Raw genomic sequence first — 14283 nt, forward strand, 5'->3', positions numbered from 1 at the left:
GTGGTAGCCCGTAGGGGAATCGAACCCCTCTTTCCAGGTTGAAAACCTGGCGTCCTAACCGATAGACGAACGGGCCACGCTAGCTTGTGGAGGGCCTTTTACGGTTTCGCCGAGAACCCCGCAAGCCGAAAAGTGCAGAGATGTGAAAGTTTTTTGGCGGACCGGAATTCTGGCGAAAACCCTACTCAATTGGCCTCAGCGGCGTCCTCCAGCCGCAGTTGTACATTTTGCCGGCCACCCCATGAATTAACTTCGAGCCGACCGGCGAAATGGAACCGGGCCCCGCCATGGTTGGACAGCCGTTCGCCCATCGGACCGTCAAACGCGCCAAAGGCAATGGCGTCCAGTCCGCCGCTCATTCCATCAGACAAGGACAGCTTCAGATGCGACTCGCCCACGCGTTTTGCGAAACGCACCTGCAGGTCCGGCAAGGCATAGCGTGGGGCAGGGGCGCTGGCGCCAAAGGGGCCCGCTTTTTCAATCTGTTCGATTAGATCAACGGTTGCGGCCCCGGGCATCAAGGTTCCGTCCAGCTTCAGGTCGGCTGGTCCGCCTTCGCCCGCGCCTTGCTTGGCCAGTAATTCACTTAGCCGTTCCATCGCTGGTTCCAGTTGATCCCGCATCACGGTCAGCCCCGCCGCCATCTTGTGGCCGCCGCCTTTGACCAACAGCCCTTCGGCCGTCAGCCGCTGGATCGAAGCCCCAAGATCCACGCCCGAGATCGACCGGCCCGAGCCTTTACCCTCGTCTCCGTCAATGCCGATGACAATGGCGGGACGGTTCGCCATTTCCTTCAGGCGTGACGCCACAATGCCCACAACCCCGGGGTGCCAGCCCTCGCCAGCGGCCCAGACCAGAGGTGCGTCCAACCCTCGCTCTTCAGCTTGCTCTAACGCAGCGACGCGCACGGCGTTTTCAATGTCACGACGCTCAGAATTCAACGCATCCAGCCGTTGTGATAGCGCTTCAGCCTCGGTCTTGGAATCCGTGCTCAACAACCGCGCGCCCAGATCGGCTTGCCCGATCCGGCCTCCTGCGTTCACGCGCGGACCCAATAGAAACCCCAGATGATAGCTGTTAGGCGCGGAATCCATCCGCGACACATCCGATAAAGCCACCAGACCCGGTCGTTGCCGCGCGGCCATGACTTTCAGGCCCTGACGCACCAGCGCCCGATTGGCGCCAATCAGGGGCGCCACATCCGCAACGGTTGCCAACGCGACCAAATCCAGCAAGGAAATTAGGTCCGGACTCTGTGCCCCCGTCTCGCGAAGTTGCCGACCTGCTTCGACCAGCATCAAAAAGACTACGCCGGCGGCGCAAAGATATCCCAGATCGCCACTTTCATCCTGACGGTTCGGATTCACTACCGCCACGCAATCGGGCAAGGTTTCAGCCCCCAGGTGGTGATCCAGAACGATAACATCCGCGCCTTTGGCTGCTGCAATAGGCTCGTGGCTGAGGGTACCGCAATCCACGCAGATGATCAGATCATGCGCTGCAGCCAGTTCCTGCATCGCGGGCACATTCGGCCCGTACCCTTCGTCGATCCTGTCGGGAACATAGAGCGTCGCCTGCAAGCCCATCTGGCGCAGCCAAACCAGCAGCAAAGCGGCCGAGCTGCCGCCATCCACGTCGTAATCCGCAAACACGGCAATCCGTTGTTTCGCGCGAACGGCGTTTAGAAACCGGGTCGCAGCGGTCTCCATGTCTTTTAGCGCGCGCGGATCAGGTAAAAGCTCTTTCAGCTTCGGTTCCAGAAAACTCTGCGCTTCCATAGGCGGTACACCGCGCCGCGCCAGAACCTGACAGACAGCACGCGGCAGATCGGCCCGCTGCGCCAGCATTTCCGTTGCGCGTTCAACCTCGGGCACGGGTCCAACCCAGCGCCGTCCGGTCAGGGATTGCTCAACACCCAGAAAGCTCAACCTGTTCCCCTTTAGCTGTAAGGCCGGACCCTCTCGGACCCGGCCTCTTCATCTATTAACAAGTACTCTCGCCGAAGGCAGCGGCGCAAGCTGCTAAGCGTTATTATGCGACCAGGTCGGCGTGCGATAAGACATACGGCGTACCGACCCGGTTTTTGAACGCATCAATAGCGTCGTGGTCTCGACCCAACCCGGTTCACGCTTGATGCTAGGCAAAAGCGATCCGCCAGTCACACCGGTTGCGGCAAAGATCACATCTGCCGTGACCATCTCATCCCGGGCATAGACCCGGTTCAGATCGGTGATACCCGCTTTGGTGGCGCGGCCACGCTCATCATCATTGCGGAACAGCAGGCGGCCAAAGATTTGCCCGCCCATGCATTTCAGCGCAGCGGCTGCAAGAACACCCTCGGGCGCGCCACCCTGACCCATATACATGTCGATGCCGGTCACTTCGCTTTCGGCGCAATGCATGACACCGGCCACGTCGCCATCAGTGATCAGGCGGATCGAAGCGCCGGTCTCGCGCACTTCGGCGATCATCGCTTCGTGGCGGGGACGTTCCAGAATACACACAGTGATATCGGCAGCCTCGCAGCCATTGGCCTTGGCCAACGCCTCGACCCTCTCGCGCGGGGACATGTCCAGATTGACGACACCCTCGGGAAAGCCCGGGCCAATTGCCAGCTTGTCCATGTACACGTCCGGAGCATGCAGCATCGACCCGCGCGGCCCCATTGCAATCACGGTCAGCGCGTTAGGCATATCCTTGGCGGTCAGCGTTGTCCCTTCCAGCGGGTCCAGTGCAATGTCCACGCCGGGACCATTGCCGGTGCCGACCTCTTCACCGATATACAGCATCGGCGCTTCGTCCCGCTCGCCCTCGCCGATGACGACGACGCCAGCAATATCCAACAGGTTCAGCTGTTCGCGCATCGCATTCACCGCAGCCTGATCGGCGGCTTTTTCGTCGCCACGCCCAACCAGCGAGGCCGAGGCAAGGGCGGCTTGTTCTGCAACCCGAGCAAGTCCCAGAGACAGCAGGCGATCGTTAAAGTCCATCTTGGCGGCGTTCATGTGATGTAATCCTTTGGTCAGCAAAGACGTTGTATCTGGCATAGCCTGCACATGGCGCAGGCCGCAAGGGGTCAGACCTGTTCGATACGCAGGGCAACGGGGTCACCCGATACCACATCGGTGGCGCGCAGTCCTTCGAGCGCATGATCCAATGTTGCTCGCGTGGTCTTGTGGGTCACGATCAGAACCGGTGCAGTGGTCTCGGAATGCGCGTATTGGCGCATCCGGTCGATCGACACGCCTGCATCGCCCAGAATTGCTGCCACCTTGGCCAATGCGCCAGGCTTGTCCAGCAAGGCAAGGCGCAAGTAGTAGGGGGCAGGTAGGCCGGTGCGGGCCGGTGTGGCCTCTTGCAGCGATGTGGCCGGGCGCCCGAAGGTCGGGATTTGCAACCCGCGCGCAAGATCGCAGACATCGCCCATCACAGCGCTGGCAGTCGGGCCTTCGCCTGCGCCGGGGCCGCGCAGAACAACCTGCTCGACCGCATCGCCTTCGATCACCACCATGTTGGTACCGCCCTCAAGCTGTCCCAAGGGTGAATTGCTGGGCACCAGACAAGGTTGCATCCGTTGCTCCAGCCCGCGTGCGGTGCGTTGTGCCAGGCCCAACAGTTTGATGCGATAGCCCATGTCGTGCGCCTGATGGATATCGTCCAGGCTTATCTGCTGGATGCCCTCGATCTCGATTCCGTCGAAATTGGGTTTGGTGCCAAAGGCAATTGACGACAGCAGCGCCAGTTTATGCGCCGCATCAATACCACCGACATCAAGGTTGGGGTCGGCTTCAAGGTACCCGAGTTGCGCGCATTCCTCGAACAGCGCGTTATAACCCAGCTCCTGCGATTGCATCCGGGTCAGGATATAGTTGCAGGTGCCGTTCATCACGCCCATGACGCGTGTGATTTCATTTCCGGCCAGTCCTTCGGTCAGGGATTTGATCACCGGGATACCGCCAGCAACGGCGGCCTCGAACCGGATTACGCGACCTGTAGCCTCGGCCTTTTCGGCCAAGTCCTGACCATGGATGGCCAGCAGGGCTTTGTTGGCGGTGACCACATCCTTGCCGCTGGCCAACGCGGCCTCGACCGAGGCCTTGGCCGGACCGTTCTCACCGCCCATCAGTTCAACGAAAACATCTATATCATCACGTTTGGCCAATGCCACAGGATCGGTTTCCCACGCATAATCAGACAGGCTGACACCGCGATCCTTGTTGGGGTCCCGTGCGGAAACGGCCACGATCTCGACCGGGCGCCCAGTGCGTGCCTGCAGCAGATCCGCATGGCGGCGGACGATCCTGACGACACCCACGCCGACTGTTCCCAAGCCCGCAATTCCCAGCCGCAGCGCCTGTGTCATTCCGTGGGTTCCTTTCCGCTCGAATGTTCTGATTTCGGACGTTTTGTCCGTTCAGCGCTGCATTAGCCGGTTCAGGCCAAGGGTGCAATCCGTCACAGGTCGGTTGGGGCGGCGAAACGCCAAGCTTTAGTTGACTTGCGCGTTTTGTAGGGCCTGTGCCTTTTTCGCCAAGGCCTCGCTGCGCGCGGTCAGATCTTCCTCGACTTCTGCCGCTTCGCTGACTGGATCAGCGGTGGGGCCAAGAACGTCTTGAAGTGGAATAAGTCGTGGATAGGCTGACGTCTTAACCGATGGCGGCTCACTGCCTTCCAGTTCGGGGATATCGGCACATCCCGCGCAGGCAAGTATCAGGATCAGCAGGGGCAGGGGCTTCATGGTGAATGCTCTCAGTGTCGATCGTTCTTACGTGATGCACCTTTTGCCGGAGCGGTTCAAGCGGGGTTCTATCTGAACGTTTGTTCAGATACGATGTGGGCATGGCTCGTACACAAGGTTCACATTCCGACATTACCGGTCCTCGCATCCGCGAAGCCGCACTGGGGCTGTTCGCACGCCATGGCTATGCTGCGGTATCGATGCGCCAGATCGCAAAGGAAGTTGGTGTGCAAGCCGGTGCGCTGTACAACTACACGCCTGACAAGCAAAGCCTGCTTTTCCGTCTGATGCGTGATCATATGCAAGACCTTCTGGCCGCCTACAAGGCGCTGGAGGACGGCGGTGATCCGCAAGACACGCTGCGCCGGTTTGTTGGGTTTCACATCCGTTTTCACCTGCAACGCCCGGATGAGGTTTTTATTGCCTATATGGAATTGCGCAACCTGACGCCGGACAATTTCGCTGAAATCGAGGATCTGCGCCGCGCGTATGAGAACTCGCTTGAGGGGATTTTAAACAATGGTCAGAAGGTTGGCCTGTTTTCAATTTCCGACACGAAGATTGCGACACTGGCGGTGATTGCAATGCTGAACGGTGTGATGACGTGGTACCGCGCAGGGGGGCGGTTGTCGTTGGACGAGGTCGAACAGATTTACTGGGATATGGTGCGCCGCGCTGTAACGGCCTGATGCAATCCGCGACAAGCCTCCATTTTGTTAATGCGCGGGGCGAATGAACGTCCCGTTGCGCAAGTCCCGAAACGCTTGTTCCAGTTCGGCCCGTGTATTCATGACGATGGGGCCGTGCCACGCCACGGGTTCGTCAATCGGCGCGCCCGAGATCAGCAGGAACCGAACACCCTCCGGACCGGCCTGTACGGTGATCTCATCCCCCGTGCCAAAGCGAACCAGTGTCCGGTCACCGGACATGTCGCGGATGTTAACCTCTTGTCCGGAAATCTCCTTTTCAAGCAAGACTCCAGTGGGCTGAGACGCATCCGCAAAGGCGGCCTGCCCCTGAAAGACATAGGCAAAAGCGCGGCGGTAGGTGTCGATGCGAAAGGTTCTTTTTATACCAGCCGGGATCTGGATGTCCAAATACTGAGGGTCTGCCGCTATCCCATCGACAGGTCCGGTTTTGCCCCAGAATTCACCTACGATAACGCGTACGGTTGTTCCGTCGTCATCTACGACCTCCGGAATCTCTTGCCTTTGCACGTCTTGATAGCGCGGCGCGGTCATCTTTTGATCCGAGGGCAGGTTGCCCCACAGTTGAAACCCGTGCATCTGGCCAGTGATGTTACCCTGTGGCATTTCCTGATGCAAAATGCCCGAACCAGCAGTCATCCACTGCACGTCTCCGGCCCCCAACGTGCCGCTGTTACCCAATGAGTCAGAATGCTCCACCGCACCCGCCAAGACATAGGTGATCGTTTCGATACCCCGATGCGGATGCCAGGGAAACCCGGCCTGATAGTCCTGCGGCCGTTCGTTTCTAAAGTCGTCAAACAGCAGAAACGGGTCGAGTTCCGACGGGTCCTGAAACCCAAAAGCGCGATGCAGCTTAACGCCCGCGCCTTCCATGGTTGGAACGGCTTTACGGGTTTCCAATGTTGGTCTTAGGGACATGGGTGCCTCCTGATTGTCTGGGCAGCATGTAAACATTGCGTGCTTGTGGTCAATTTGCGGAAAAGCACTGTAAATGTGCAATTCTGTTCCAGGCCTATGTCTCTGTTGTTCCCGCGGAAAAGCAGCTACACGGGGTCCGAACAGACAGGAGGCATCAATGCAGGACGAAGTGCTGGCGACGGTTCAAGCATCATCCGCCAGACGGTGGGCCGGGGTAGGGATGTTGACCTCTATCGGAGCGTTGGTGATTTACGTGGCGCTTGCTTCACCACCCGAGCTGGCCTGGCAGCTATTCCTGTATGTTGTTGGAGGCGTTGCATTCTGGTTGGCGCATCGCATGTGGCACGCCACGAACGACCGGATCGAGCTCACGCGCTTGGAGTTGCGTACAGGATCAGGGCGAGTGATAGCGAGAGTAGCCGATATCGAGGCCATAGACCGCGGTGTATTTGCCTTTAAGCCGTCGAACGGGTTTCTGGTGCGGACCGGAACCAAAGGAGCCAACAGCTGGGCGCCGGGATTGTGGTGGCGGCTCGGGCACCGAGTGGGCGTGGGCGGCGTAACGGCTGCCGCCGAAACCAAATTCATGTCAGAAATGCTCTCGGCTATGCTGGCCGAACGGGCAGGGCTCTAGCAGTCGGGGTACGTTGATCTGATTTGGGTGAAAACGCGTGGCTGGGTGAAAACGAAATTGTTGATCGAAAGTTCGTTGTCCCCGAACCCGGTTTTGAATGGGCGGCGATAGTGATCCACGGATTCCACAATAATCATCACGCTGTCATTGGCCATGGCCGGAATACGATCCCAAACTTCTTTAATATTGCCGTCGTTCCACTCTCCAAGGGCCGCTCCGCGCACACAGGACCATTGGACATAGTGGCGCCCGTCAGGCTTATCATAGCGTATGAGCGTTATACGCATGGACACATCCGAGCGGTCTGCGATCATCGCTGTGTGCAGATCATACAAAGTTGAGATGTACTGCTTGGTTACCTCTCGGGTTTCCCGAGACAAGATATCGGCAAGCGCATAAGTGGCTTTTAGATTGCGCGAGCTCTGACGATAGCCATCAAAATAAGTGTACATCGTCCATATGGCCCAGAACAGCATGGGCAGCATCAAAATGGCGTCAATGGTCACAACGCCATCCTCTTTGCGGCGGAAACGTCCGAAGACTTTGCGCAAAAGATTGCGGGAGGATTGATTAGTTTGGTTCATGGACAAACACCGACATTGAGTGAAGTTCATAGTGACCATTCGATTCAAAACGCGCCAATTGGCCCAAGGTTGTTCCCAAAAATAGAGGTTTCACCTCCACACAGGCGCGAATGACCATCAATTCATTTTGGTTTCCGACTGTGAAAATTTGCTTGTCTTTGTCCCGAATGTCCTTGGGAGAATCCACACACAGCGGCTCGATGTTGATAATCGAATCAGGTCCCGGTGCGTCGAGCGGATTGATGCTTTCCATCTCTAACAATATCTTTTCAAAACACTTGGGAATAGAGCCCGCCCTCTCACAGATTTCTCTTTTTAACAGGGCTTCTGTCCAGCCATCTTGCGATGTGGTGTATTTGTGGATGTTGTTCATTCGAACATCCTGAACAATTTCATCCACAGCACGTTCAAGATTGGCGTGATTGAAGGAAACAATCCCGATTTCCAAACCTGAATAGGCCGTCATTACAAAAATGGGAAACCACATGACAAATTCAATAGTGGAAGTGCCACTTTCGTCTCGGCGGAAACGTCTGGCCTTTGAGATGAGACGCTTGATCATTGCGTAAGCCTCAGATTGCGGATGCTTGATCCGATTGATGCGAAAACATCCACGATTTCATCGCCAGTCGCTTCATAGTAGGCACCATCGTCGCTGCTGCAGGCCTGAAGGATTGCTTTACCTGCAGATGGGGCCTCGAAGGCGATTGTGAAGACGACGATGTTCTTAGCTTCTGCGTCAGCACACATGGCGTGTACTCGGGGGTTCTTTTTTGATGCGTTGATTTCAGACGCCGAATTGTCAAACCAATTGGATGCGATGGTACTTCCCAATGACTCCTGGAGCAGATCGCGAATTGCTAAGCGGGTTGTTCTTTTCCACACATCGGGCCACTCGATCTGCGTCGAGCGCAGTTCGTTTCCATCGTTGTCGGTTACCGACACTTCTCGGGTGTATCTATTGTCGAATGATGTACATTCGTACTCGCCTCGGGCGTTTTGGCGCCAATTTGTACACCTTGCCTGAGTGTATGAGTTCCTGCATTCCGTTTCTACAACGGCCGTATAAGGGTCGTCACCAAGAAAACCTCCGTAAGGGCAATCTTGCCAAGTCTCTCGAGCCCAGTACCAACCTTCGCTGTTGTTCCGTTCGTAATTATCAACACCGTGCCAATAGTATTTTTCGGTTCGGGCGTCGAATGTAGAATAGTTAACCGTCGAGCCGTTCCACCAAATAATGGATTCATTCTCTCTGTACGGCTCATTGATTTGGAACTGACTTGTATTCGAGCCGTCTGTCATCAAGACGACGACTTTCATTGAATCATTACTGGCGTATTTGTTTGGTCGTGATGCGAACTCGGCAGGCACGTCACCGTTTTGTGCAAGGCGTGCGGCAACGGGCTGAAAGCTCTCGTCCAACAGCGCCAAGCCCCATTTCAAACCGATGTCGATTGAAGTGTTCCCAGAGGCTTCAAGATTGTTGATATATGTCTTCAGAGTATCTGGGTCTTTCTGGAGGACTGCTACCTCGCGGTTTTGTCGTCGATCGCAAATCTCGTCGCGTACAAAGTCACCGTTCGGGCGTTCGTCGTAGTTATAGTAATCAGTGTTCCAAGGCCAAGGCGAGATGTGCAGCGTGCGAGGCCTGACTAGATTTAGATCAAAGTTGGTTGAACCGAATTCGTTGTCCGCGAAGTTAATGCAATTTGCGAATTCGTTTTCGCCTGATGTTGAAAGTTCCGTCATTAGGATATCTGGAACGGCAACCTGTGTCGCATATGGGACAATTGAAATAGACAATTTACCATCTTCGGTTTTGTCGGCCATTTCCTGTACAAAGCGACTTGCCGCATTCTTGAGGTTCGTCAAGCGACCGTATCTATTCATCGATCCGGAGACGTCGAGGACCAGCGAAATCTCGACATCATCAATGGATTCTTCGGCGACACTGTGGGCGACAGTTGGAAGCGTATCTTGACCCCATTGCCACATGAAGTGTGTCTTGACGTCCATTTTCGCCGTCGCTTCGACACGACGATAACCGTCGATGGTTACAGCAGTGGAACCGCATATGTCCGGCACGACGACCGGCTCGCCATCCAGAAATTCGTCCAGACCTTCCTTGCTCAGGTAATCCCTAACCACCACTTCCGGGCATAACTCCTGATCCAAGTCGGCTGCGGCCAAAACCGCCCGATCCAGTGCATATTGCAACCTGGCGCGTTCGCGGTCGTAGCGCATCATGTCCAGGCCAAAGCCGCAAACGTGGATGATGAGCATCGTGAAGCAGATACCCATGATAGTGGCGTTTCCGCTTTCCGAGGCGGCAAAGGACTCAGACGACCGCCCGGTGGCGCCCATCCGCTTCAATTTCGAGAATTTAGATTTCCAAACAAAATTATTCATAACGAGTCCCTCTACCGGTCAGACACACTGAGCCCAGTTCTTCGCAACTTTAATTATTTAGACTTCGATCGTGGCAAGATTTGGGCGTCATTGTCACTATGATGCTATTATTGAATGAAAATCGGTCGCAGTTCCTGTGTGACAGGGGGTTTGTTTCGGCGGCGGGGACAATATGCGGAAACAACGCGGTAAGGCGACTCGTGACCAAGGTTGATAACACCTCATTTATGAAATGATGAAAAAAAGTGCAGTAGTAGATTGCAGCGACCGATCAGGGGTGCGACAAAACGCCATGACGTTTGTCAGTCACCGGTACGGAGGATTTTATGACCGGCATCAAAGAACCAAGCTTTCGTGAAAGTGTTGATCTGATGTTCAACAGGGCCGCGTCCCTGATGGATCTGCCACCGGGACTGGAGCAGAAAATCCGGGTCTGTAACGCAACCTACACTGTCCGGTTCGGTGTGCGCCTGCGTGGCGAAATCCACACGTTCACCGGTTTTCGATCTGTCCATTCCGAACATATGGAACCGGTCAAAGGCGGTATCCGGTTTTCGACGGCAGTGAATCAGGACGAGGTTGAGGCGCTGGCGGCGCTTATGACCTACAAGTGCGCGCTGGTCGAAACGCCATTTGGTGGATCCAAAGGCGGTCTTTGCATCGATCCCCGTCAATACGAAGAACATGAGATGGAGCAGGTCACCCGGCGGTTCGCTTACGAATTGGCCAAACGTGATCTGATTAATCCATCTCAGAACGTGCCGGCGCCCGACATGGGAACAGGCGAGCGTGAGATGGCCTGGATCGCGGATCAATACGCCCGAATGAACACGACGGACATCAACGCGCGGGCTTGTGTGACAGGTAAGCCGCTGAATGCCGGCGGTATCGCTGGCAGGGTCGAGGCGACCGGTCGCGGGATTCAATACGCATTGCGCGAATTCTTCCGGCATCCAGAGGATATTGCGAAGGCCGGATTGTCGGGCAAGCTTGAGGGTAAGCGCGTTGTCGTTCAGGGTCTCGGAAACGTTGGCTATCACGCTGCAAAGTTCCTGAGCGAAGAAGACGGCTCGATCGTCGTTGGGATCATTGAGTGGGACGGAGCGCTATATAACCCCGAGGGTATTGACGTCGAGGCTGTGCGCCAGTGGATCGTCAAGCATGGCGGCGTCAGCGATTATCCGGATGCGACGCATTCTGCTGAAGGCGGGGCCGTGCTGGAGGCGGATTGCGATATCCTGATTCCAGCTGCACTGGAAGGTGTGATCAACCTCGACAACGCTGAGCGCATCAAAGCACCGTTGATTATCGAGGCCGCGAATGGCCCGGTGACAGCAGGGGCTGACGAGGTTCTACGTAAGAAAGGGACCGTGATCATCCCGGACATGTACGCCAACGCCGGCGGTGTGACCGTGTCTTACTTCGAGTGGGTCAAGAACCTGAGCCATATTCGCTTTGGGCGCATGCAACGGCGCCAGGAAGAGGCGCGGCATGAGCTGATTGTCAGCGAGTTGCAGCGTTTGGATCGATATTTGGGTGATGCCTGGTCAATGTCACCAGATTTCAAAGCTAAATACCTGAAAGGTGCGGATGAGCTGGAACTGGTGCGTTCGGGCCTCGATGACACGATGCGCATTGCTTATCAGTCGATGCGCGAAGTCTGGCACGGCCGCGACGATGTCGAGGATCTGCGTACAGCGGCTTACATCGTCGCCATCGACCGAGTCGCGAAAAGCTATCGCGCCAAAGGACTCTGATCGGTTTTGGGCGGGGCGAGTAAATTGCCCTGCCCATCTGGCGCTGACAATTTCATCAGGCGGTAATTGGGCAATGGCAGGTCGTGCCATGCGCGGTTAAGCTGCGCCAAAGAAACGATTCCGGGAGATCCCAATGTTGCGTATCGCCATCGCCGCCGCTGTGCTGGCCACTCCTCTGGCCGCTGCCGAGACCAAAGAGCAAAGTTGCCAATATCAGGCCGACGTCGTCGCCGCGGTTCAGCAGGCGCGTCTGGATAGGGTCAAAGAACGCGATGTTCCGCAGGCTGTCGCGGAGTCTGGTCCGGCATGGCCAGAAAATTACAATGCTGCCGTCCCGCTGATTGCGCCATGGGTTTATGAACAAAAGATGCGCGATGTGCGCAAAAAGGATCTGGGTGCCGCTTGGTTGGAGCTGTGTTTGCAGCAATAATCCACAGGCACGCGATTTCGCTGTGGACAAACGCACGTCAATGCCTTGGCGTGCGTTCTCGTTTCTGTCAGGTTTAACCCATGTCTTTGCCCCCTGGATTTCTGGATGAATTACGCACACGGCTGAGCCTGTCTCAGGTCGTCGGGCGCAAGGTCATGTGGGATGCGCGCAAATCCAATCAGGGCAAGGGTGACATGTGGGCGCCGTGCCCGTTTCATCATGAAAAGACCGCTTCCTTCCACGTGGATGACCAAAAGGGATTCTATTATTGCTTTGGCTGCCACGCCAAAGGCGACGCGATCAGTTTTGTGAAAGAGACCGAGAATGTCTCGTTCATCGAGGCGGTTGAGATTCTGGCGCGCGAAGCTGGGATACCGATGCCCGCGCGCGATCCCAGAGCGCAGGAAAAGCAGGACCGGCGTACGCAACTGGCCGATGTGATGGAGCAGGCAGTGCAGTTCTTTCGCCTGCAACTTAAGACCGGGGCAGGGGCGGGTGTACGCGATTACCTGACGCGCCGAGGTCTGGACGCGCAGGCGTTGGACCGGTGGGAAATCGGCTTTGCCCCCGACGGCTGGCAGGGCTTGTGGGATCATCTGCGTGGTAAAAACGTGGCTGAGGATTTGATCCTCGGGGCGGGGTTGGCCAAGCCGTCAAACAAGGGCAAAAAGCCCTATGACACATTCCGCAACCGGATCATGTACCCGATCCGCGATCCGCGCGGGCGCTGCATTGCCTTCGGCGGACGGGCCGTGGACCCCAATGACAACGCGAAATACCTGAACTCGCCCGAGACCGAATTGTTCGACAAGGGCCGCAGCCTGTATAATCAGGGACCAGCACGACAGGCGGCTGGCAAGGGCCAACCGCTGATCGTTGCCGAAGGATATATGGATGTCATTGCGTTGGCAGAGGCAGGTTTTGGTGCCTCGGTCGCGCCGCTGGGCACAGCGATCACCGAGCACCAGTTGCAGCTGTTGTGGCGCATCTCGGACGAGCCGATCATCGCTTTGGACGGCGACACAGCAGGTCTGCGCGCGGCGATGCGGGCGGTCGATCTGGCGCTGCCGCTGCTTGAGGCTGGCAAGTCGTTGCGATTTGCTCTGATGCCCGAAGGTAAGGATCCCGATGATCTTCTTCGAGCTGAGGGGGCAGGGGCCGTGCAAGGGGTTCTGAATGCTGCCATCCCGATGGTGAAGCTGCTGTGGCAGCGGGAAACTGAGGGGAAGGACTTTGACAGTCCTGAGAGGAGGGCCGCGCTGGAGCAGGTTCTCCGAGATAAAACGACACTCATTCGTGATGCGTCCATACGTTCTCATTATGAACGTGAAATCAAGGATCTGTGCTGGCAGTTGTTCCGTCCGAAACGGCAACCGCGGAACCGTCCGTGGCAACCACGCGGAAAATGGCAGCCTCCGAAACAACCCGCAACACCGGGTGCGCGCGCATCGTTTTTGGCCTCGTCCGAGAATGCGGATATCCGAATGCGCGAAGCGGCAATTCTGGCGATCTCCATACTCAACCCCAAGGTAGTGATCCAGTTCGAGCACCAACTGGAAGAGATGGAGTGCCTTGATCCGGATCACGCTGCCTTGCGTCATGCCATTTTGCGCCACGCCATCGATGACCCGGACAATCTGAAAGAGCACATCGTCGAAACTTTGGGGCCTCATGCCCTTGAAAACCTGCTGGGCCTTCGCCATGTGGCAGTCATCCCCTGTGTGTTCAAACCGGGCGATGTTGAAAAGGCCGAAATAACGCTGGCCGAGGAACTCGCGAAAATCAAAGCGCTCCGGGGGTTGGATGCCGAAATTGCCGAGGCTGCGGAGGAAATGTCCGATCTGGCCGATGAAGCGCTGACATATCGGTTGGCTCAGGCCGCCGAAGAACGCAACCGCACGAGCCGTAGTCAGAACGAGGACAGAGCCGTTTTTGACATTGCTGACAACGGCGCGCGAATCAACCGCGACGAGAAAGACGCGTTCAAGGCAATCATGTCTGGTATCAATTTTGAGCGGAAACGCCGCTAAAGTGATGTTTTCGTAAGGCACTGGAAAAGAAAAACAGGTAAACGGGTGGCCGAATCACTTCTACGCGCTAATG

General features: G+C 56.5%; 13 protein-coding genes and 1 tRNA gene. 5 read left to right on the forward strand and 9 right to left on the reverse strand.

Features of this window, described 5'->3' with window-relative positions; genetic code table 11:
* Position 1 precedes the first annotated feature (1 nt).
* The 5 genes from HW561_RS03060 to HW561_RS03080 all read right to left on the reverse strand — a co-directional run bounded on the left by HW561_RS03060 (position 2) and on the right by HW561_RS03080 (position 4738).
* Positions 2-76 (reverse strand) — tRNA-Glu (locus tag HW561_RS03060).
* Between the two features lie 109 nt (positions 77-185).
* The gene (recJ, locus tag HW561_RS03065; protein ID WP_176861738.1) at positions 186-1928 is read right to left on the reverse strand and encodes a single-stranded-DNA-specific exonuclease RecJ; all 1743 of its coding nucleotides are present in this window, start codon (positions 1926-1928) and stop codon (positions 186-188) included.
* Between the two features lie 93 nt (positions 1929-2021).
* Positions 2022-3005, reverse strand: a complete 984-nt coding sequence (gene glpX, locus HW561_RS03070) for a class II fructose-bisphosphatase (protein WP_176862272.1) — start codon at positions 3003-3005, stop codon at positions 2022-2024.
* Positions 3006-3076: 71 nt separating this feature from the next.
* Positions 3077-4363: a homoserine dehydrogenase gene (locus tag HW561_RS03075; RefSeq protein ID WP_176861739.1), complete on the reverse strand. Its 1287-nt coding sequence runs from the start codon at positions 4361-4363 to the stop codon at positions 3077-3079.
* Between the two features lie 126 nt (positions 4364-4489).
* Positions 4490-4738, reverse strand: coding sequence for a hypothetical protein (locus HW561_RS03080; RefSeq protein ID WP_176861740.1), 249 nt, complete (start codon positions 4736-4738; stop codon positions 4490-4492).
* 101 nt (positions 4739-4839) lie between these two features.
* Here HW561_RS03080 and HW561_RS03085 point away from each other — a divergent pair, with 101 nt between their 5' ends.
* On the forward strand, positions 4840-5427 hold the full coding sequence (locus tag HW561_RS03085; RefSeq protein ID WP_176861741.1) for a TetR/AcrR family transcriptional regulator: 588 nt from the start codon (positions 4840-4842) through the stop codon (positions 5425-5427).
* 27 nt (positions 5428-5454) lie between these two features.
* Here the strand turns inward: HW561_RS03085 and HW561_RS03090 are convergent, their stop codons facing one another.
* Positions 5455-6366: a pirin family protein gene (locus tag HW561_RS03090; RefSeq protein ID WP_176861742.1), complete on the reverse strand. Its 912-nt coding sequence runs from the start codon at positions 6364-6366 to the stop codon at positions 5455-5457.
* Positions 6367-6523: 157 nt separating this feature from the next.
* Here HW561_RS03090 and HW561_RS03095 point away from each other — a divergent pair, with 157 nt between their 5' ends.
* Entirely contained in the window at positions 6524-7000 is a 477-nt protein-coding gene (locus tag HW561_RS03095; protein ID WP_176861743.1) for a hypothetical protein, read from the forward strand.
* Here HW561_RS03095 and HW561_RS03100 read toward each other — a convergent pair.
* The 3 genes from HW561_RS03100 to HW561_RS03110 are packed head-to-tail and all read right to left on the reverse strand — an operon-like array spanning position 6997 to position 9993.
* Positions 6997-7584 (reverse strand): TadE/TadG family type IV pilus assembly protein, encoded by a 588-nt coding sequence (locus HW561_RS03100; RefSeq protein ID WP_176861744.1) that lies wholly within the window; start codon positions 7582-7584, stop codon positions 6997-6999. The two genes, HW561_RS03095 and HW561_RS03100, sit on opposite strands and share 4 nt — an antisense overlap.
* A complete protein-coding gene (locus HW561_RS03105; RefSeq protein ID WP_176861745.1) occupies positions 7571-8146 on the reverse strand; it encodes a TadE/TadG family type IV pilus assembly protein in 576 nt (191 codons plus the stop codon). The genes HW561_RS03100 and HW561_RS03105 overlap by 14 nt, the downstream gene beginning before the upstream one ends.
* Entirely contained in the window at positions 8143-9993 is a 1851-nt protein-coding gene (locus tag HW561_RS03110) for a Tad domain-containing protein (protein ID WP_176861746.1), read from the reverse strand. Before HW561_RS03110 ends, HW561_RS03105 begins: the two co-directional genes overlap by 4 nt.
* 326 nt (positions 9994-10319) lie before the next feature.
* Here HW561_RS03110 and HW561_RS03115 point away from each other — a divergent pair, with 326 nt between their 5' ends.
* The 3 genes from HW561_RS03115 to dnaG all read left to right on the forward strand — a co-directional run bounded on the left by HW561_RS03115 (position 10320) and on the right by dnaG (position 14210).
* On the forward strand, positions 10320-11750 hold the full coding sequence (locus HW561_RS03115) for a Glu/Leu/Phe/Val family dehydrogenase (protein WP_176861747.1): 1431 nt from the start codon (positions 10320-10322) through the stop codon (positions 11748-11750).
* A 133-nt stretch (positions 11751-11883) separates the two neighbouring features.
* The gene (locus HW561_RS03120) at positions 11884-12180 is read left to right on the forward strand and encodes a hypothetical protein (RefSeq protein ID WP_176861748.1); all 297 of its coding nucleotides are present in this window, start codon (positions 11884-11886) and stop codon (positions 12178-12180) included.
* Positions 12181-12260: 80 nt separating this feature from the next.
* Positions 12261-14210, forward strand: a complete 1950-nt coding sequence (gene dnaG / locus HW561_RS03125) for a DNA primase (RefSeq protein ID WP_176861749.1) — start codon at positions 12261-12263, stop codon at positions 14208-14210.
* The last annotated feature ends 73 nt before the right edge of the window (positions 14211-14283 follow it).

This window comes from Ruegeria haliotis, from assembly GCF_013377785.1.
Taxonomy (GTDB): domain Bacteria; phylum Pseudomonadota; class Alphaproteobacteria; order Rhodobacterales; family Rhodobacteraceae; genus Ruegeria; species Ruegeria haliotis.